The sequence below is a fragment of the Guptibacillus hwajinpoensis genome (genome assembly GCF_020524165.1).
GTDB classification, from domain to species: domain Bacteria; phylum Bacillota; class Bacilli; order Bacillales; family Guptibacillaceae; genus Guptibacillus; species Guptibacillus hwajinpoensis_D.
Map to the genome: position 1 here is coordinate 267,502 of NZ_JAIVKU010000001.1, position 19,969 is coordinate 287,470.

Consider the following 19,969-nt stretch of genomic DNA (forward strand, 5'->3'; position numbering starts at 1 on the left):
GGAAGAGCGTGAATATTTCATCATCTTAGAAAGCCTTGAATCAATCCACGTTTTTCTGTAAAATTGCGAAGAAGATTTAGGAACGAAACCAAAACGAAAAGGGGAGTGCATACGATGGGTAAAGTATACGTGTTCGATCATCCGTTGATTCAGCATAAGCTTACATACATTCGTGATGAGAAAACTGGAACGAAGGAGTTCCGTGAACTTGTGGATGAAGTAGCAGCATTGATGGCTTACGAAATTACAAGAGAGCTTCCAACTGAAGAAGTGATGGTGAAAACGCCTGTAACCGAAGCGAAATCAAAGGTACTTTCTGGTAAGAAGCTTGGACTAGTTCCAATCCTTAGAGCTGGACTTGGCATGACAGACGGGATTCTCAAACTGATTCCTGCTGCTAAAGTTGGCCACGTTGGTCTTTACCGTGATCCTGAAACGCTTCAGCCGGTAGAATACTATGTAAAGCTTCCTGCTGACATTGAAGAACGTGAATTCATCGTGATTGATCCAATGCTTGCAACGGGCGGTTCTGCTGTTGAAGCAATCAATTCCCTTAAAAAACGTGGAGCAAAAAACATTAAAATGATGTGTCTGATTGCAGCACCTGAAGGCGTAGAACTTCTAAACGAGGCGCATCCTGATGTAGACATTTACATTGCAGGTCTTGATGAGAAGCTAAACGAAAAAGGATACATTGTTCCAGGTCTTGGCGATGCCGGAGACCGTCTATACGGAACAAAATAATAACGAAAAAACTCTTCCTTAAATGGAAGAGTTTTTTTGTTGCAACGTCCTAAAATGTGATAAAAAAGTGACAAATTCCGTCTTAAATGACAGGGAATGATTCCCTGTTTTCTCTGATTAACACAACTCTGCTCGTGTAAGCGTTACTATCCTTGGTATTACTGGGTTTTTTAAGTGTTTTTCTATTTGTGAATTTGATCACACCATTTCCTCTAAACGCATTGACATCAAGTACACCCTATTGTAGACTTACAAAGGGTATAGTGATAAGGTTTTCATTTGCTCGATACATCCTTTTCAATGACTCACCTTTATAGCAAAGGGGCGCTTTATTTGAAGGCGATGGCACTCTATACAACAATCCTTTCTTATCTTGTTGGATCGATCCTTGCGGGGGTATTTTTGGGAAGATGGATGGATCGTCTATTCGACACATTTCCACTTTTTCTCATAATTGGTCTTTTGCTCGGTTTGGGCGGAGGAATTTATGGATTGGTTCGTCTTCTACATAAGTTTACAGGGGAAGATTAAATGACAGAATATACTCAAAGTTTTCGCCGCTACATGCAATTTACCCTGTATTTGCTCGCCATTTTCGTAATGGGTTGGGGAATTACCTCCTATAAAGCATTATTCCTCGGGTTAATTCTTGGCACCATTTTCAGTATTTACAACCTATTTAATATGTTCCGTAAGATCAATCGTCTTGGAGAAGCTGCTGCAGAAGGTAAAAAGGCAAAATCGCTCGGTTTTTTAACAAGACTGGCCGTTGCTGGACTAGCCGTAGCCATTGCGACAAGATATCCGGAACACTTCAGCTTGCTAGGTGTGGTAATTGGGTTAATGATCACCTATATTATCATTCTCATAGATTCAATATCCAAAATACGCTTTAAGTAGGAAGAGAGGTGAAAAGCTGTTGGAACATCATGCACCTACACATGACTTTCTAGGACTTACTTTCAACCTTTCCAATGTTCTTATGATTACAATTGCTTCTGCTATTGTTTTTATTCTTGCTGTTGTAGCAACTCGTTCGTTAGCAATGCGTCCTACGGGATTGCAGAACTTTATTGAGTGGGTAATGGACTTTGTTAAAGGGCTTATTGGAAGTACGATGGACTGGAAAACCGGTGGGCGCTTCCTGTTTCTCGGGATGACGCTACTCATGTATATTTTCGTATCAAATATGCTTGGTCTTCCATTTGCCATTACAATCGATCACGAATTATGGTGGAAGTCTCCAACTGCAGACCCGACAATCACGCTAACTCTAGCAACGATGGTCGTGGTGCTTACACACTATTACGGTGTGAAAATGAAAGGGCCAAAGGAATATGGAAAAGGGTTTATTAGCCCGCTAAAATTCTTATTCCCGTTTAAGTTAATTGAGGAATTTTCCAATACATTAACGCTTGGTCTTCGTCTTTACGGAAACATTTACGCTGGTGAAATTCTACTAGGCCTTCTAGCTGGTCTTGGTGCTAGTGGATTTGGCGGAGCGCTTGGAGCCTTTCTTCCTATGCTCGCATGGCAAGGATTCAGTATCTTTGTCGGTACAATTCAAGCGTTTATTTTTACAATGCTAACGATGGTTTACATGGCACACAAAGTGGCAGATGACCACTAAACACTGGGTACAATGAGTTTTGATTATATAAAAACTATTTTATGAATTATAAGGAGGAAGTTTAGCATGGGTTTAATTGCAGCTGCAATTGCAGTAGGTTTAGCGGCAGTAGGTGCCGGTATTGGTAACGGTCTTATCGTAGGACGTACAGTAGAGGGAATCGCTCGTCAACCAGAACTTCGCGGAACTCTTCAAACAACAATGTTCATCGGTATCGCACTAGTTGAGGCATTGCCGATCATCGGTGTTGTTATTGCCTTCATCGTACTAGGTCAATAATTTAAGAACTTTATAGTGATGTTGGATCGTTTCATGATGGCGAAGAAAGTTTCGAAATGAAACCTTCGCCATTCGTTTTGTATGACCTCTGAAGGGAGTGAACACGGTGTTCAATAGTTTAATTCTAGGAGCAGGATTTGCTGCAGGAGATATCATTTATCAGCTTGTCGCATTTATTGTCCTTCTTGCGCTACTAAAGAAGTTTGCATGGGGACCTCTTATGGGCATCATGAAAGAGCGTGAGCAGCACATTGCGAACGAAATTGATGCAGCTGAGAAGAATCGTAAAGAAGCGGAAGCATTTTTGAATGAGCAGCGCGATGAAATGAAGCGTGTTCGTCAGGAAGCAAAAGCAATGCTTGAGAACCAAAAGCAAATGGCTGACCAAAAAGGTCAGGAAATGATCGAAGCGGCTCGTCTTGAGTCTGAACGTTTGAAAGAAGCAGCTACTGCTGAAATCAAACGTGAGCGTGAAAGTGCAGTTGCCTCATTACGAGAGCAGGTTGCCTCACTATCCGTTATGATCGCTTCAAAAGTTGTTGAGAAGGAACTGGATGAGCGAGCTCAAAAGCAGCTGATCGATGAGTACCTTGATCAGGCAGGCGATCAGAAATGAGTAGAGATCTTGAAGTAATCGCAAAGCGTTATGCCGGTGCTCTTTTTGACATCGCTCGTGAGAACGATAACGTCGAGCAGGTCAAGAATGAGCTTGTCATCGTAAAGGATGTCTTTCATCAAACGCCGGATCTGATGAACGTGTTTGAACATCCGAAATTTACGACAGCACAAAAGAAAGAAATCGTCCAAACAAGCTTTGGGTCTTCTTTATCACCGACGGTTATGAATACGCTTCTGACACTGATTGAAAGAAAGCGTGTGGCGATCGTTTTTGATCTTGTGAACCAATTTGAAAGACTGACGTATGAACAACAGCAAACAGCAGCAGCGAAAGTTTATTCTGTGAAGCCTCTAACGGAAGAGGAGCAGATGAGAGTTTCGACTGTATTTGCGAAAAGAGTAGGCAAAACAACGCTTCGCATTGAAAATGTGATCGACCCTACGTTAATCGGTGGGATTAAAGTACGTGTTGGCAATCGCATTTTTGACGGAAGCATTAGCGGAAAACTTAAACGCATGGAACGAGAATTAGTTTCAGCGAAGAGCTAGAAGATAGGGGTGAATATGCATGAGCATCAATGCTGAAGAAATCAGTGCGCTGATCAAGCAGCAAATCGCAAATTATCAAACTGATATTAAAGTTGATGATGTTGGTACCGTTATCCAGATTGGTGATGGTATTGCTCGTGCCCACGGTCTCGATAACGTGATGGCAGGAGAGCTTGTTGAATTTTCAAACGGTGTTATGGGTATGGCTCAGAACCTAGAGGAGAGCAACGTTGGTATCATCATCCTTGGACCATACACTGAAATTCGTGAAGGCGATGAAGTACGTCGTACTGGACGCATCATGGAAGTTCCAGTCGGTGAAGAGCTTCTTGGCCGTGTTGTAAACCCACTTGGACAACCTGTTGATGGACAGGGCCCACTTGGTACAACAAAAACTCGTCCGATCGAAAGCCCAGCTCCAGGGGTTATGGATCGTAAATCAGTACATGAGCCACTTCAAACAGGAATCAAAGCAATTGACTCTCTTATTCCAATCGGACGCGGACAGCGTGAGCTTATCATCGGTGACCGTCAGACGGGTAAGACATCCATTGCGATCGATACAATCCTAAACCAAAAAGACGAAGATATGATTTGTATCTACGTTGCGATTGGTCAGAAAGAATCTACGGTACGTGGCGTTGTTGAAACGCTTCGTAAGCAGGGTGCCCTTGATTACACAATTGTTGTAACAGCTGGCGCGTCTCAGCCATCTCCGCTTCTTTTCCTAGCACCTTATGCTGGTGTCACAATGGGTGAAGAATTCATGTATAACGGCAAGCACGTTCTTGTTGTATACGATGACTTAACAAAGCAGGCTTCTGCATACCGTGAACTTTCCCTACTACTTCGTCGTCCTCCAGGTCGTGAAGCATATCCAGGGGATGTATTCTATCTTCACTCACGCCTTCTTGAGCGTGCAGCGAAGCTTAGTGATGCAAAAGGTGCAGGTTCACTAACTGCCCTTCCGTTTATCGAAACACAAGCTGGTGACGTATCAGCTTATATCCCAACTAACGTAATCTCCATCACAGATGGACAGATCTTCCTTCAATCTGATCTCTTCTTCTCGGGTGTACGTCCAGCGGTTAACGCCGGTCTTTCCGTATCCCGTGTAGGTGGTTCCGCTCAGATTAAAGCGATGAAGAAGGTTGCGGGTACACTACGTCTTGACCTTGCATCATACCGTGAGCTAGAAGCATTCGCTCAGTTCGGTTCTGACCTTGATAAAGCAACTCAAGCGAAGCTGAACCGTGGTGCTCGTACGGTTGAAGTTCTTAAGCAGGGACTAAACAAGCCACTTGCAGTTGAGAAGCAAGTTGCTATTCTTTACGCACTAACTCGTGGATTCCTTGATGATATCCCAGTTGGCGACATTCAGCGTTTTGAATCTGAAATGATGACATGGATCGAACACAATAAGAAAGAAATCTTCAATACAATTCGTGAAACAAAAGCTCTTCCTGATGAAAAAGAATTCAACGGTGCAATCGAAGAATTCAAAAAGAGCTTCGCAGTATCTGAATAAGAGGGATGCGGCGGAAACGCCGCGGCCAGCTTAAAAGGTGGTGAAATGAGTGGCATCTTTACGCGACATTAAGTCGAGAATTACGTCGACGAAGAAAACAAAGCAGATTACAAAAGCGATGCAGATGGTTTCCGCTGCGAAATTGAACCGTGCTGAAATGAATGCAAAGTCATTCGTTCCATACATGGAGAAAATTCAAGAGGTTGTTGGAAGCATTGCAAATGGATCGAGCGGCGTACGTCATCCGATGCTAGAAAGCCGTGAAGTAAAGAAAACCGGTTATGTGGTAATCACATCAGACCGTGGACTTGCTGGGGCATACAATAGTTCGGTACTACGTCATGTATATAGAACCATTAATGAGCGTCATAACTCTACAGATGAGTATGCAATTATCGTAGCTGGTAAAGTAGGACTTTCCTTCTTTAAAAAGCGCGGAATGCCTGTTGTTGAAAGCATTGTTGGTCTTTCCGATCAGCCATCTTTCGCAGACATTAAAGACATTGCATCTCGAACAGTAGGAATGTTTGAAGATGGAGCTTTCGATGAGCTTTATCTTTATTACAACCACTATGTAAGTGCCATTCAGCAGGACTTAACAGAGAAGAAACTTCTTCCGTTAACCAATATTGAGACAGGCGGAGGCAAATCACTCGCAAGCTATGAGTATGAGCCGTCTGAAGAAGAAATTCTTGAAGTACTCCTTCCTCAATATGCTGAAAGCTTGATCTACGGAGCGCTTCTTGATGCGAAAGCAGCCGAGCACGCTTCCCGTATGACAGCGATGAGAAGTGCGACAGATAACGCGGACGACCTTATCGGCGACCTTACACTATCCTACAACCGTGCTCGTCAGGCTTCGATTACACAGGAACTAACTGAAATTGTGTCTGGGGCAGCGGCGTTAGAATAGAAACGGAATGAAATAGATAGTCTTAATTGCCAAATAAGGACGATTCTTGTTTTGGCAGCTTAAAGCAAGTTAGGAGGGAACAGGATGAACAAGGGATACATTACCCAGGTTATGGGTCCGGTTGTAGACGTTAAGTTTGAGAGCGGAAAGCTTCCAGAAATCTACAACGCCCTTAAAGTTAACTATATCGCTCAAACCGGTGCTGAAGAGAGCATCGAATTGACGCTTGAAGTCGCGCTTCACCTTGGCGATAACTCTGTTCGTACCGTAGCAATGGGTTCAACAGACGGTCTTGTACGTGGAGTTGACGCTCTCGATACAGGTGCACCAATCTCCGTTCCAGTTGGAGATATTACACTAGGACGTGTATTCAACGTACTAGGTGAGAAAATTGACCTTAATGAAGAGCTCGGCGAAGTACGCCGCGATCCGATTCATCGTCTAGCACCAGTATTCGAAAACCTTTCAACAACAACGGATATCCTTGAAACGGGAATTAAAGTAGTCGATCTTCTTGCACCATACGTTAAAGGTGGTAAGATCGGTCTCTTCGGTGGTGCCGGTGTAGGTAAAACGGTACTGATCCAGGAACTGATCAACAACATCGCACAAGAGCACGGCGGTATCTCTGTATTCGCAGGTGTTGGTGAACGTACGCGTGAAGGTAATGACCTTTACTACGAAATGACTGATTCTGGCGTTATTAAGAAAACGGCAATGGTATTCGGTCAGATGAACGAACCACCAGGTGCACGTATGCGTGTTGCCCTTTCAGGTCTTACAATGGCAGAATACTTCCGTGATGAGCAAGGACAAGACGTTCTTCTCTTCATCGATAACATCTACCGCTTTACACAAGCTGGTTCTGAGGTATCGGCATTGCTTGGACGTATGCCATCAGCAGTAGGTTACCAACCTACACTTGCGACTGAGATGGGTCAACTTCAAGAACGTATCACTTCTACAAATAAAGGTTCTGTTACTTCAATTCAAGCAATCTACGTACCAGCCGATGACTACACTGACCCGGCTCCGGCAACGACGTTTGCTCACCTTGATGCAACAACAAACCTTGAGCGTAAACTATCTGAGCAAGGTATCTACCCTGCGGTGGATCCACTTGCTTCAACTTCTCGTGCGCTTTCTCCGGAAATCGTTGGAGATGAGCACTACAACACAGCGCGTGAAGTACAACAGACGCTTCAGCGCTATAAAGAGCTTCAAGATATCATCGCAATCCTAGGTATGGATGAGCTTTCTGATGAAGATAAGCTAACTGTTTCGCGCGCTCGTCGCATTCAGTTCTTCCTTTCTCAGAACTTCCACGTAGCTGAACAGTTTACTGGACAAAAAGGCTCTTACGTACCAGTTAAAGAAACGATCAAAGGTTTCAAAGAAATCCTTGATGGTAAACACGATGATATTCCAGAGGACGCATTCCGTCTTGTTGGAACAATTGAAGAAGTGGTTGAAAAGGCTAAACAAATGGCGTAAATCAAAAGTAGTGCGGAGACCAAACGCGTCTACCGCACGAACTTTTGATTTAGTGGCGATTAGCTAAATTTCTTTTACTTTCTCTAATTACGATCACCACACCCAGGGAGGGGTACAATGAATACATTGGATGTCAGTGTAGTCACCCCTGACGGCCCGGTATACGAAGGGGAAGCTGAAATGGTCAGCGTAAAAGGAACGAGCGGTGAGCTCGGAATTTTACCTGGACACATTCCGCTTGTTGCCCCTCTTACAATCAATGCGGTTCGCTTCAAAAATGGAGCGGATACACACGTACTGGCCGTTAGCGGTGGGTTTGTTGAAGTAAGACCAAAGCAGGTAACGATCCTTGCTGAGTCTGCTGAGTTACCTTCCGACATTGACGTGGAACGCGCACGTGCAGCGAAGGAACGAGCAGAACAACGCTTGAATCAAGCGAAGCAGGACAACGTTGATTTCAAACGTGCTGAGCTAGCGCTTAAGCGCGCAATCAACCGCCTGGATTTGGCAGGTAAATAAATGGAAAGCACCGGCGGGATGTTCCCGCTGGTGCTTTTTTTGTATTTAAATCTGTACATTCGGTAGCATGTGATCTATTTTGTTAATCGTTTTCCAATTCCGCACCGTGGCGTACTCGTTTGAACGCGTTACGTAGCTCGCAAGTTTTGAGTTTCGAATGCTATCATAAAAAAGTAGATAAATTTCTCTGCCTCTAATCTCACATTTTTCTGTTTCAGATACATAGGTAAGAAGCTTTTGTTCAGATTCTTTTAAAAGAGGCTCTGCTAACATCGCGACATAAAAACTTTCCCCAGTGGCCACTTCCTTCGCTTTTGAAATTTGTTCATCATGAAAAGGGGAGTTTTCGATGATGTTCTTCCACTCTATCGCAGTTCTTAAAACGATAGGGACTTTTAATCCGAACTGTTTCGCGATGATCTCTTCCATCTTTTTTCTTAAAAGGTTTTCAGCTTCTTCAGATTCAAACAAAACATTCCCGCTTTGAATATATGTTTTCACATTCTGAAACCCATCACTTGAAAGGGCATCCCGCAATTCGGCCATTTTGATTTTGTTTTTTCCACCAACGTTGATTCCTCTTAATAATGCGATATAGTTTGTCATTTTCGTCCCACCTTCTTTTGTTGGTTAACTACGGGAAGTTAAGGTAGTAATCCTTCTATTTTCTACTACTTTCTTTTAGATAATCTTCTCTTAAGACAATCCGCAACTGTTTTTGATCATACACCTCATTCCATTTCCTCTGTGGTTGAACAAAGCTACTTTGTAACAAATAATCAGACGGATAGGTTTCAAGCAGCTTCCAAATCTGCTTTTGAATCACTTCAATGTTGTGATCGGTTAAGGGGTTTAAATCAGTTAGTTGCTCATTCATAACGGCAATAAATTCTTCTTTTTCCTCGCTTGTTGCCCTTTTTTTGAAATAGCCCCACATATGTTGGAGTGTTGTCCGCATACCCTTTTTAGTATAGGGGAGAGTTAAGGTTTTCTTTAGTAAGTCATAGACATCAAGCAGCTCTTCAGGTGATTGCGCTTTTTTTAACGCTTCTCCTATGTTTTTGTAATGCTCATAGCCTTTCGCCATCACCGTATATTTATTTCTTGCCCACAGCTTTTCTGTTATCGGTCGGATTCGTTTGTTGCTCATTCGATCACCTCTGTTCGAAATTTAAAAAAAACTTACAAATAAAAGCAAGAATAAGAGTGGGGATGTTGAATTAGTATACAAGACTAGCAACTTTACAGCACGATGAGAGGAGAGACCTTCATGGGTGAATCGCTTAACGTGTACCAAAATAGTTACCTCTTCGTAATCATGTTCCTTTTCCTTGGCCTTCTCCTTCCAACTGTTGCCCTAACAGCAGGAAGATTCCTTCGTCCCTCAAAACCAACATCTGAGAAACAAACAACCTATGAAAGTGGCATTGAGCCGTTTCACCAAAGCTGGATTCAGTATAACGTTCGTTATTATTTATTTGGATTGCTTTTTGTCATCTTTGATGTCGAAACCGTTTTCTTGTATCCATGGGCGGTAGCCTATCAAAAGCTTGGTTTCTTTGCGTTCATCGAAATGATGATCTTTATTGTCATGCTATTAATTGGCTTACTATACGCTTGGAAGAAGAAGGTGTTGAAATGGATTTAAACTTAGAAAATATAACGCCGGAAGAATATGAGGAAATGAAGCACAATGTTTTCCTTGCAACCCTTGAAAATGTAAAGGCCTGGGCACGAAGCAATTCGCTCTGGCCGTTAACGTTTGGTCTCGCCTGCTGTGCCATTGAGATGATGGGTTCTGGTGCTTCTCACTATGACTTAGACCGCTTTGGAACGTTTTTTCGAACGTCCCCAAGACAGTCTGATGTGATGATTGTATCAGGAACCGTAACGAAAAAAATGGCTCCTGTATTAAAACGTCTCTATGATCAGATGCCAGAACCAAAATGGGTCATTGCGATGGGTTCATGTGCGACAGCGGGCGGTCCATATATTAACTCCTATGCCGTTGTAAAAGGAGTGGATCAAATTGTCCCCGTTGATGTGTATATCCCTGGCTGCCCGCCAAATCCAGCAGCCCTTATATACGGAATCAACAAACTACAAGAAAAAATCCGCTATGAAGCGCGCACCGGAAAGCGGGTGACGAATCGATGAGCGATCAAACACCTGAAGAGCTGGCGGAAGCAAAACGAAAGGCCGTAGAAGAAGCAAAGCGGAAGGCGGCTGAGTTACGGAAAAAGAAGGCGGAAGCCGAGAATCCTGCTGATGACCTTGAACTTCAAAAGAAAAAAGCGGTCGCAGCAGCTAAAGCAAAAGCCGCAGCGCTTAAAAAGCAAAAAGAAATGGAGAAAAGTGAAGAGAATAGCGTAGCGGAGGAAGAAGACGTTGCGCTTGCGAAAAAAAAGGCAGTCGCTGCCGCAAAGGCGAAAGCGGCGGCATTGAAAAAACAAAAAGAATTGAAACAAAACGAAACAGACGAGGAAGCATCGGAAGAAGACATCGCACTTGCGAAAAAGAAAGCGGTTGCTGCCGCAAAGGCGAAGGCAGCTGCGTTGAAAAAGCAGAAAGAAATGGAGAATGACGGTGGCGTTGAGGAAGAAGCTACTCTTGCGAAAAAGAAAGCTGTAGCGGCGGCAAAAGCGAAAGCCGCAGCTCTAAGAAAGCAAAAAGAGGCGGGTAATTCCGAAGCTGCTGATCAGAAAGAAAAAGCGATTGCAGCTGCAAAGGCAAAAGCCGCTGCAGCTAAAGCGAAAAAAGCAGCTACAGAAGAGGATGAGCCGGCAGCCCCTTCACCCAATCAGCCCGTGCTTGATCGCTACCTTCATATCATTCAAGAAAATCTCGGAGACGACCTTCTTGAAGAGGCGTACATTAATCGGCTCGCAAAAGATGTTCCAACGCTTGTTGCAAAGAAAGAGACATACCTTAAAGTGGCGCAGTTCCTTAAATATAATGAGCTGCTCGCTTTTGATTATCTTTCTGAAACGCACGGCACCGATTTTGAGACGCATATGGAAATTTACAACCACCTATACTCGTATCAAAATCACCAGAGCGTCGCACTTAAAGTGAAAATGGACCGAAACGAACCGGTCATTGATTCGCTCACATCGCTGTGGGCTGGGGCAAACTGGCCAGAACGAGAAGGGTATGACCTGCTCGGCATTATCTTTAAAGGACATCCGAATTTAACGAGAATCATGATGCCAGATGATTGGGTCGGTCATCCGCTTCGAAAAGATTATGAGCCTTATGATGTGGAGGTGTAGCGATGATTCGGACAGAGGAAATGCTATTAAATGTAGGTCCACAGCATCCGAGTACGCATGGCGTCTTTCGCATCGTGCTGAAAATTGATGGAGAAGTCATCAAAGAAGCAAAGCCTGTCATTGGCTACTTGCATAGAGGCACAGAGAAAATTGCTGAGAACTTGCAATATACACAAATAATCCCGTACACGGATCGAATGGACTACCTCGCAGCCATGACGAATAATTATATCCTTTGTCATGCCGTTGAAACAATGATGGCTATGGACATTCCCGAACGCGCAGATTATCTTCGCGTTATTGTGATGGAGCTCGGAAGGATCGCGAGTCATCTTGTTTGGTTCGGAACGTACCTTCTGGATATTGGCGCGATGAGTCCATTTCTTTATGCTTTCAGAGAGCGAGAAGTGATCATTAATTTGTTGACGGAGATCTCGGGTGGACGATTGACATTTAATTATATGCGCGTTGGTGGGGTGAAGTGGGATGCGCCTGAAGGCTGGCTCGACAAGGTGCGGGAATTTGTGCCGTATATGAGAGAGCAGCTTGCTGGCTACCATGATCTTGTAACAGGGAATGAAATTTTTATGGCGAGAATGAAGGGGGTGGGCGCATATTCCAAACAAAAAGCGCTTGCTTACTCGTTGAGCGGGGCCAACCTTCGCTGTACAGGCGTGCAGTGGGACCTCAGGAAAAATGAGCCTTATTCCCTTTACGATCGCTTTCAGTTTGAGGTCCCGGTTTTTCCCCAAGGTGATGCTCTAGCCCGCTACAACTGTCGCATGGCTGAAATTGAAGAGGCACTGAAAATTGTGGAACAGGCTGTGGGGCAAATTTCTGACGGACCGATTATGGCAAAAGTACCGCGGATCATTAAGCCCCCTGCTGGTGAGACTTATGTTCGCATTGAATCGCCCCGCGGAGAGATTGGCTGCTATATTGCTTCAAAAGGAAAAAAAGAGCCGTACCGTCTGAAATTTCGTCGGCCATCCTTTTATAACCTTCAAATCCTACCTGAGTTACTCGAAGGAGAAAACATTTCGAATTTAATCGCGATTCTCGGCGGTATCGATATTGTGCTCGGGGAGGTGGACGGCTAATGATCAATGATATGCTTGCTTCCCAACCAGGTTACTGGCAGACGCTAGGTTTTTTCCTTGTCAGTGCCGCCATGTTAATGGTTGTACTCGGATTCGTTACGTACGCGATTTTAGCCGAGAGAAAAGTACTTGGCTTTATGCAGCTACGTCATGGGCCAAATAGAGTAGGTGGCCGGTTCGGTTTGCTACAAACGGTTGCTGACGTATTAAAGCTACTACTAAAGGAAGATACGATTCCACGCGATGCGGATCGCCCACTCTTTATCATTGCACCAGTGGTTGCCTTTGCGCCAGCTTTTATCGTAATCGCCGCCCTTCCGCTAACTGAACAGGTGTCCTTTGCGAATATCGGCGTTGGCTTGCTTTATTATATTGCGATTTCTGGTATTTCTACGATTGGCATTCTTGCGGGGGGATGGGCATCAAACAATAAATACGCACTGCTTGGTAGTATGCGATCAGCGGCTCAGATGATTTCCTATGAAATTCCGCTTGTGATGAGTGTTGTAGGAATTGTGCTCTTAACAGGGTCGTTAAATCTTAACACCATTATTGCGGAACAGGAATCCGTTGCATTTCTTTTTAAACAGCCGCTTGCGTTCTTCATTTTTTTGATTGCATCGGTTGCGGAACTGAATCGTACCCCATTTGATTTACCAGAAGCAGAATCAGAGCTCGTTGCAGGTTATCATGTTGAATACTCAGGGTTTCGGTTTGCTTTCTTTATGCTAGCGGAATACGTTTACTTGTTTGCGATGGCTTCGTTAACGACCATTCTGTTTCTCGGAGGCTGGCAGGCGATTCCATTCTTAACCTTTATACCAGGTGCAGTCTGGTTCGCGCTTAAATTTATCGCGATTGTCTTCCTAATGATCTGGATTCGCGGCACATTTCCTCGTCTCCGAGCTGATCAGCTTATGTCTTTCGGATGGAAAATCCTTTTGCCGCTCGCTTTAGTAAATATTTTTCTCACGACCGTCGTGATTGAAATCATTCGCTCATTCTAAACAAGGGAGGAAGCCAACATGCGTGGATTAGCGAAAGGCTTAGCTTACACCCTCAAAAATATGACAAAGGAAAAAGTGACGTATCAGTATCCTGATCAGCCACTTGCCTTACCCGATCGGTTTCGCGGCATTCAAAAATTTTATCCTGAAAAGTGTATAGTTTGTAATCAATGCGTCACGATTTGTCCGACTGACTGCATCTCCCTAACAGGAATCAAACATCCTGATCCGAATAAAAAAGGAAAAATCATTGATACGTATGATATTAATTTCGAAATTTGCATACTGTGCGATCTTTGCACAGAGGTATGTCCAACGGAAGCAATTATCATGACTAATAATTTTGAGCTTGCGACTTACAGCCGCGATGATCTCTTTAAAAATTTAGAGTGGCTCGATGAAAATGATACGAACCTTCGGAAGGAAAATAAAGTATGAACGGGGAGCTGCTTATTTTTCTTTTCCTATTTCTTGTGACGATCACGGGTGGCTTACTCATGATTAATCTATCAAAAGTCATTCATATGGTGATGGCCCTTGTTCTCACGTTTCTAGGTATTGCCGGGCTATATGTGATGCTTTCTGCTGAATTTGTAGCGGTCGTTCAAATTTTAATTTACTCTGGAGCGATCACGATCATTATGCTTTTTGGGATCATGCTGACAAAACATACGGAAGAAGAGGTGAAAACAAGCTGGGCGAAAAAAGGCATTGTATTAACCGTGATCACTGCATTCTTCTTAGTTGTATTTAAGGGCATCCGAACGATGTCGCTCGGTCCGCAGGCGGAGAAGCTTCATGAAAACAATACCGAACAGGTAGGGTTAATGCTATTCACAGATTACGTGATTCCATTTGAACTTGTGTCGGTTGTGCTTCTCGTTGCCCTTGTTGGGGCCATTATTCTTGCGAAAAAGGATGAAGAAGAAGGTGAGAAGCGATGAGTTCGATTCCACTTTCCGCCTATTTATTAACCGCTTTGCTTCTGTTTTGTATTGGACTATACGGAGCATTAACGAAACGCAATGCGGTCATCGTGTTAATTTCGATTGAATTAATGCTGAATGCTGTTAATTTAAACCTAGTCGCTTTTGCAAAATATGGAGTAGGCGCATCGATTCGTGGTCAGGTATTTTCTCTTTTTACGATTACAGTTGCAGCAGCGGAAGCGGCTGTTGGGCTTGCTATTTTGATCGCGCTTTACCGAAACAGGGCTACCGTTAATGTAGATGAAATGAACACACTTAAAAAGTAGCGAAGGGGGTAGAAACGTGGACGTTGTCTGGCTTATCCCGATATTACCGCTTCTCTCATTTCTTATCATTCTGTTCACCAGGCCGATTCTCTATCGAAACGCCGGGTTTGTTGGGACCATTTTTACTGGAGCTGCCTTTGGCTGTGCCCTTCTTGTGCTTTTCAGCCATTTCGCTCAGGGGAATCAGCTTGTAGAAGCCAATTGGTTCTCAATCGATTCAGTCGTTCTGACAGTAGGCTTTGAAGTGACTCCGCTCAATGCGTTAATGCTTGTTATCGTGACGCTTGTCAGTTTTCTCGTACATATGTATTCCATTGGGTATATGGCGAATGATGAGCGCATTGCGACTTTTTTTGCATACCTTGGTCTCTTTACATTTGCGATGACAGGGCTTGTTCTATCGCCTAATCTTCTGCAACTCTATGTGTTTTGGGAGCTTGTAGGCGTTTGTTCCTTCTTACTCGTTGGTTTTTATTTCTATAAGCCTGAAGCAAAAGCCGCGGCTAAAAAAGCATTTATTGTAACAAGGATAGGGGACATAGGACTACTTGTTGCGATTTTTTTACTGTTTTGGCAAACGGGTAGCTTTGAGCTTGATGTCATTTTTGAGTCAGTACTAGCCGGTGACATCACTCCCTCTATGGTTACGATGATTGCGATCCTGATTTTTATTGGAGCAGTTGGGAAGTCAGGACAGTTCCCGCTACATACATGGCTTCCTGACGCGATGGAAGGACCGACGCCAGTCTCCGCATTAATTCACGCGGCAACCATGGTTGCTGCTGGAGTTTATCTTGTTGCCGTCATGTATCCTCTCTTTTCAAGCTCTGAAACAGCGATGACGACCGTAGCCATCACAGGTGGGTTTACCGCGATTTTTGCAGCCACCATCGCTCTCGTGCAGCGAGACATTAAACGAATTCTTGCTTACTCGACGATTAGTCAGCTTGGCTATATGATGCTTGCCCTTGGTGCTGCAGGGTACACAGCAGGCATTTTTCATTTAACGACCCACGCCTTTTTTAAAGCGCTTTTGTTTCTTGCGGCAGGAAGTGTCATCCATGCCGTTCATGAGCAAGACATTTTTAAAATGGGTGGACTCAGAAAACAGCTTCCGGTTACGGCAGCATTATGCTTAATCGGGTGCTTGTCGATTTCAGGATTTCCACTTTTGTCAGGCTTTTTTAGTAAAGATGAAATTCTTGTTTCTACTTATGCAGACGGTCGGTACGTGTTATTTTCAATGGCGTTACTTACCGCTTTTCTCACAGCTTTTTATATGTTCCGTCTTTACTTTCTTGTGTTTGCTGGCAATCAATCAAGTGAAGCGAAGGAGTCTTCACGTGTCATGCTCATTCCGATGCTCACTCTTGGGCTTCTTTCCATCGTAGCAGGTTATATACAAACCGCCTGGTTTGGAACGTTTCTTGGCGACTGGTTAGAGACGAGTCCTTATCCGATCACAGTGGCTCATCACACGGCACCATCGTGGGTACCGATTAGCGCCATTCTTTTATCATTAGCGGGCATTGCGCTTGCTTGGACGTATGCGAAAAAGCCGCGGTATGCTGGAGAGAGATTGAACCCGGTGCATCGCCTTTTAACACATAAATACTTTATCGATGAGGTTTATCATGCAACTGTTGTCAAAGGAACGCGAGTCATTGGCTACTTCTGGATGTACTTTGAACGTTTCATTATCGAAGGAGGCACACAGGCGCTTACAGGGCTTGTGAAACGAATGGGTAGAGCGGGATCAGACATTCAGTCCGGCCAGGTGCAAACATACGGTACAGTGGCATTCTCAGGTCTTGTCGTTGTCATCCTGCTTATTGCGGTATTAGGGGGGTATTTCTAATGAGTGGCTTACTGACAATACTAATTCTCTCCCCACTACTTGGCGTTATTGTGCTAATCCTTATGCCTGAGAATCACCGTTCTATTAAAGTGATTGGCGTTCTTGGTACAGTTTTACCGCTAACGTTAACCATTGTTGTTTTTAGCTTGTATGATCGCACGCTTTCTGGTATTCAATTTGTGGAAAGCTATCGGTGGTTTGAGTTGATGACGGCAATCAGTCCGAATGAGCCCTATCCGGTCACCTACGACCTTGGGATCACCGGGCTATCGCTACTGTTTTTGATGCTATCAGCTCTTATCACTTTTCTTGCTTCGCTCGCTGCCTTTCGCATTCAAGAGGGAGTTAAAGCGTTCTATATGCTCTTTTTACTACTCGAATTTGGCATTCTAGGAGTCTTTTCTAGTGAAAATTTATTTCTATTTTTCTTGTTTTTCGAAGTGACGCTTGTTGCCATGTTTTTACTCATTGGAAAATGGGGAGGATTCGAGCGAGAAAAGGCTGCATTTTCATTTCTCGTCTATAACGGCATCGGCTCGATCTTACTTTTAATTGTCATCATTGTGCTATTCGTCGAGTTGCGAACGATGAATATTAGTGAACTAACTTCCATTTTGCAGGATTCCGATTCTTATGAGTTTCTATCAGGAAATACAAGAATGTGGCTCTTTCTCCTTCTTCTTCTAGCATTTGGAACGAAGCTTCCGATCGTGCCGCTGCATACGTGGATGGTTCGTGTTCATATTGAGGCTCCTATTGCGGTGGTGATGATTCACGCAGGTGTTTTATTAAAAATAGGCGCTTATGGCCTTATTCGCTTCGGGGCAGGTTTTTTCCCAGAGCAGTTGAAGGAAACAGCTGTTATCCTCGCGATTTTAGGGGTCATTAATTTACTCTACGGTGCCTTCATCGCTCTTGTTCAAACTGAGCTCCGTGCTGTACTTGCATACTCGTCTATCTCCCATATGGGCATTGTGATCATTGGCGTCGCATCATTTAATACGGCTGGTTTTCAAGGGGCTGTCTTTCAAACCATTTCACACGGCCTGATCGCAGCGCTGCTTTTCCTACTTGTTGGGGTGATCGTTGATCGCTTCCAAACAACAAAATTGGCGGACTTAGGCGGAGTGGCGAGTCAGACGCCGCTTTTTGCAGGTTTCTTTCTCGCGGCAGGACTTGCTTCACTCGGATTACCTGGAATGAGTGGATTTATAAGTGAATTTCTTGCGTTTCTCGGTTTGTTTGAAGCGATGCCCGTGATTGGAAGTGTGGGCGTTATTGGCTTGATTCTAACCGCAGTATATATGCTGCGCGCTGTGCTTGCAGTGACGTTTGGAGAAAGAAAACCTCAATTTGATCAGCAAAAAGATCTATCGTCCGTTGAACTTGTTTCTTCCGCTATTCTGCTCAGTCTCATTATCTGGATTGGTGTCTATCCTGCAGTGTTATCCAACACACTTCAAATGGCGCGTACACTCGGGATCGGAGGTTAAGATATGGAAATCAATCATTTACTAGACTACCAATGGAGCAGCATGATGCCAGAGTTTACGATTCTGCTGACGGCAGTGGCACTTTCACTAGTTGATTTATTTATGCCGAAAAAAAGGGATCGAGCCATTCTCATCTGGTTTTCCCTCGCAGGCATTGCGCTTGCGATCATCTTTCTTATTTTTCAGCTTGATGGTGGCGTTGAGACAATCGTAAATCAAACGTATCGGCTTGACTCGTTCGCAAAAGCATTTAAGCTGCTGATGCTCCTTGGAACGGGACTCGTATTACTGCTAGGAATAAAAGCAAATGACCTTGATGAGGTGAAAGGAGAATATCCCTACCTTCTGCTAACTGGCCTTCTTGGTGGGATGATGATGGCTTCGAGTGCAGATTTAATCACACTCTTCGTTGGTCTGGAGCTTCTTAGTCTTTCATCCTACATTCTTGTCGGCATTCGAAAAAAGAATAAACTAGCGAATGAAGGCGCCTTTAAATATATTGTTAATGGTGGAATTGCCACAGCGATTACATTGTTTGGGATGAGTTACTTATTTGGTCTCACCGGTGAAACGAACATTTATGAAATTCAAGCATTAATGGGAAGCGATGTTGTTACAGAGAATCGGTACATCGCCGTGTTTGCATTTCTTATGATTTTTGTTGGTCTTGCCTTTAAAATAACGGCCGCGCCGTTTCATATGTGGGCACCGGACGTTTATCAAGGGGCCGAAACGCCAATTACGGCTTACCTTAGCGTTGTCTCTAAAATAGCGGGATTTGCGATCATGCTCAGGCTAATCATGGTTCCGTTTGTTTTTGCCCCTGGTACTGGAAAAGTGATTACGCCTGATGGGGTAAGCTATGAAACGCTGCTTATCTCGGTTCGCCCCTACCTTGTGCTACTCACTGTTCTAACGATTCTGATTGGCAACCTCATTGCGTTAAGACAGGTAAATGCAAAGAGGCTGTTCGCTTATTCAAGTATTGCTCATGCTGGCTATCTTCTCGTTCCATTAGCTGCATTATCAGAGCTTGTTTTTGATGCCGTATGGTTTTATCTCGCCGCTTATTTGCTAATGAATCTCGGGGCATTTGCGGTCATTCATGCATTAGGCGAAGAGAATAATGAAGTAACCGTCGCGTCATTTGCTGGTTTATTTAAACGCTCTCCTTACGTCACTATAGCCATGACAATCTATCTTTTGTCGCTCGCTGGTATTCCACTCACGGCAGGATTTATCGGGAAGTTTGAAATTTTCATGAGTGCACTTGGGACAGAGCCTAAGCGATACATTCTAGCGCTCGCGATGTTAGCTGGAACGGTCCTTTCGTACATTTATTATTTTGGCTTGTTTGTTCAAATGTATTTCCGAAAAGCGGAAATCAAAACGCCGCTCCTGGCTTCAAATGGACTCGTCACTGTATTGACAATAACAGCAGCCGGAACCGTTTTACTTGGCGTCTTTCCTTCTATTGCACTAACCTTTATTCACGACCATTTTCAATTTCTAGAAATTTTCAATCCATGAAACAGCAGACAAGTCTGCTGTTTTTTTGTTTAAAAGAAGTAGACGAGGAAAAATATGACGGAAATGACTTATTTTAAGCAGAAAAAAACGGGTATATAGGGGGAAAGTAGGATATTCAATTGAGTTGAAATCTTTTATAATAGGCTATTAGATGGAAAAATGTACGTTTGTCGAATGGTG

General features: G+C 43.9%; 24 protein-coding genes. 22 read left to right on the forward strand and 2 right to left on the reverse strand.

The features are described 5' to 3' along the window. The first annotated feature begins 114 nt into the window (after positions 1-114). The 11 genes from upp (at position 115) to LC090_RS01430 (ending at position 8,274) form a co-directional block, all read left to right on the forward strand. Positions 115-744, forward strand: coding sequence for a uracil phosphoribosyltransferase (upp, locus tag LC090_RS01380; protein WP_159786319.1), 630 nt, complete (start codon positions 115-117; stop codon positions 742-744). 300 nt (positions 745-1,044) lie between these two features. Then, positions 1,045-1,275, forward strand: coding sequence for an AtpZ/AtpI family protein (locus LC090_RS01385; RefSeq protein WP_224590850.1), 231 nt, complete (start codon positions 1,045-1,047; stop codon positions 1,273-1,275). Continuing rightward, complete coding sequence (locus LC090_RS01390; RefSeq protein WP_226654539.1) at positions 1,276-1,644, forward strand: ATP synthase subunit I; 369 nt, start codon at positions 1,276-1,278, stop codon at positions 1,642-1,644. It abuts the gene before it with no gap. A gap of 19 nt (positions 1,645-1,663) precedes the next feature. Continuing rightward, on the forward strand, positions 1,664-2,374 hold the full coding sequence (gene atpB, locus LC090_RS01395) for a F0F1 ATP synthase subunit A (protein WP_226654540.1): 711 nt from the start codon (positions 1,664-1,666) through the stop codon (positions 2,372-2,374). A gap of 66 nt (positions 2,375-2,440) precedes the next feature. After that, positions 2,441-2,653: a F0F1 ATP synthase subunit C gene (gene atpE / locus LC090_RS01400; protein WP_121681967.1), complete on the forward strand. Its 213-nt coding sequence runs from the start codon at positions 2,441-2,443 to the stop codon at positions 2,651-2,653. A 106-nt stretch (positions 2,654-2,759) separates the two neighbouring features. Then, the gene (gene atpF / locus LC090_RS01405) at positions 2,760-3,269 is read left to right on the forward strand and encodes a F0F1 ATP synthase subunit B (protein WP_224590844.1); all 510 of its coding nucleotides are present in this window, start codon (positions 2,760-2,762) and stop codon (positions 3,267-3,269) included. Then, positions 3,266-3,820, forward strand: a complete 555-nt coding sequence (locus tag LC090_RS01410; RefSeq protein ID WP_224590842.1) for a F0F1 ATP synthase subunit delta — start codon at positions 3,266-3,268, stop codon at positions 3,818-3,820. The genes atpF and LC090_RS01410 overlap by 4 nt, the downstream gene beginning before the upstream one ends. Before the next feature lie 19 nt (positions 3,821-3,839). Continuing rightward, positions 3,840-5,348 carry a F0F1 ATP synthase subunit alpha gene (gene atpA, locus LC090_RS01415; protein WP_224590839.1) on the forward strand — a complete coding sequence of 503 codons (1,509 nt, stop codon included), beginning with the start codon at positions 3,840-3,842 and terminating at the stop codon, positions 5,346-5,348. Positions 5,349-5,397: 49 nt separating this feature from the next. Further along, positions 5,398-6,261: a F0F1 ATP synthase subunit gamma gene (locus tag LC090_RS01420; protein WP_226654541.1), complete on the forward strand. Its 864-nt coding sequence runs from the start codon at positions 5,398-5,400 to the stop codon at positions 6,259-6,261. A gap of 84 nt (positions 6,262-6,345) precedes the next feature. Next, positions 6,346-7,755, forward strand: coding sequence for a F0F1 ATP synthase subunit beta (gene atpD, locus LC090_RS01425; RefSeq protein ID WP_159786297.1), 1,410 nt, complete (start codon positions 6,346-6,348; stop codon positions 7,753-7,755). Between the two features lie 117 nt (positions 7,756-7,872). Then, a complete protein-coding gene (locus LC090_RS01430) occupies positions 7,873-8,274 on the forward strand; it encodes a F0F1 ATP synthase subunit epsilon (RefSeq protein ID WP_224590835.1) in 402 nt (133 codons plus the stop codon). A gap of 45 nt (positions 8,275-8,319) precedes the next feature. Here LC090_RS01430 and LC090_RS01435 read toward each other — a convergent pair whose 3' ends face one another. Both LC090_RS01435 and LC090_RS01440 read right to left on the reverse strand, forming a co-directional pair. Then, positions 8,320-8,880, reverse strand: a complete 561-nt coding sequence (locus LC090_RS01435) for a DUF1697 domain-containing protein (RefSeq protein WP_226654542.1) — start codon at positions 8,878-8,880, stop codon at positions 8,320-8,322. A gap of 55 nt (positions 8,881-8,935) precedes the next feature. Next, positions 8,936-9,424: a YbgA family protein gene (locus tag LC090_RS01440; RefSeq protein ID WP_226654543.1), complete on the reverse strand. Its 489-nt coding sequence runs from the start codon at positions 9,422-9,424 to the stop codon at positions 8,936-8,938. 120 nt (positions 9,425-9,544) lie between these two features. On the opposite strand from LC090_RS01440, the gene LC090_RS01445 reads away from it, so the two are divergent. Genes LC090_RS01445 through nuoN form a run of 11 tightly spaced genes read left to right on the forward strand, consistent with a single transcriptional unit; the run spans position 9,545 to position 19,789 of the window. Next, positions 9,545-9,922, forward strand: coding sequence for an NADH-quinone oxidoreductase subunit A (locus tag LC090_RS01445; protein ID WP_226654544.1), 378 nt, complete (start codon positions 9,545-9,547; stop codon positions 9,920-9,922). Beyond that, on the forward strand, positions 9,913-10,431 hold the full coding sequence (locus LC090_RS01450; RefSeq protein WP_142329594.1) for a NuoB/complex I 20 kDa subunit family protein: 519 nt from the start codon (positions 9,913-9,915) through the stop codon (positions 10,429-10,431). Before LC090_RS01445 ends, LC090_RS01450 begins: the two co-directional genes overlap by 10 nt. Continuing rightward, the gene (locus LC090_RS01455; protein WP_226654545.1) at positions 10,428-11,546 is read left to right on the forward strand and encodes an NADH-quinone oxidoreductase subunit C; all 1,119 of its coding nucleotides are present in this window, start codon (positions 10,428-10,430) and stop codon (positions 11,544-11,546) included. Before LC090_RS01450 ends, LC090_RS01455 begins: the two co-directional genes overlap by 4 nt. Positions 11,547-11,548: 2 nt before the next feature. After that, positions 11,549-12,646, forward strand: coding sequence for an NADH-quinone oxidoreductase subunit D (locus LC090_RS01460; protein WP_226654546.1), 1,098 nt, complete (start codon positions 11,549-11,551; stop codon positions 12,644-12,646). Continuing rightward, positions 12,646-13,653: an NADH-quinone oxidoreductase subunit NuoH gene (gene nuoH, locus LC090_RS01465; RefSeq protein WP_226654547.1), complete on the forward strand. Its 1,008-nt coding sequence runs from the start codon at positions 12,646-12,648 to the stop codon at positions 13,651-13,653. The genes LC090_RS01460 and nuoH overlap by 1 nt, the downstream gene beginning before the upstream one ends. Positions 13,654-13,671: 18 nt before the next feature. Continuing rightward, positions 13,672-14,091 (forward strand): NADH-quinone oxidoreductase subunit NuoI, encoded by a 420-nt coding sequence (nuoI, locus tag LC090_RS01470; protein WP_226654548.1) that lies wholly within the window; start codon positions 13,672-13,674, stop codon positions 14,089-14,091. Then, positions 14,088-14,597 carry an NADH-quinone oxidoreductase subunit J gene (locus LC090_RS01475; RefSeq protein WP_226654550.1) on the forward strand — a complete coding sequence of 170 codons (510 nt, stop codon included), beginning with the start codon at positions 14,088-14,090 and terminating at the stop codon, positions 14,595-14,597. The genes nuoI and LC090_RS01475 overlap by 4 nt, the downstream gene beginning before the upstream one ends. Next, on the forward strand, positions 14,594-14,908 hold the full coding sequence (nuoK, locus tag LC090_RS01480; RefSeq protein WP_098445374.1) for an NADH-quinone oxidoreductase subunit NuoK: 315 nt from the start codon (positions 14,594-14,596) through the stop codon (positions 14,906-14,908). The genes LC090_RS01475 and nuoK overlap by 4 nt, the downstream gene beginning before the upstream one ends. A gap of 16 nt (positions 14,909-14,924) precedes the next feature. Continuing rightward, a complete protein-coding gene (gene nuoL / locus LC090_RS01485; protein ID WP_226654552.1) occupies positions 14,925-16,766 on the forward strand; it encodes an NADH-quinone oxidoreductase subunit L in 1,842 nt (613 codons plus the stop codon). Continuing rightward, positions 16,766-18,259, forward strand: a complete 1,494-nt coding sequence (locus LC090_RS01490) for a complex I subunit 4 family protein (RefSeq protein WP_226654554.1) — start codon at positions 16,766-16,768, stop codon at positions 18,257-18,259. Before nuoL ends, LC090_RS01490 begins: the two co-directional genes overlap by 1 nt. 3 nt (positions 18,260-18,262) lie before the next feature. Beyond that, positions 18,263-19,789 (forward strand): NADH-quinone oxidoreductase subunit NuoN, encoded by a 1,527-nt coding sequence (nuoN, locus tag LC090_RS01495; RefSeq protein WP_226654556.1) that lies wholly within the window; start codon positions 18,263-18,265, stop codon positions 19,787-19,789. The last annotated feature ends 180 nt before the right edge of the window (positions 19,790-19,969 follow it).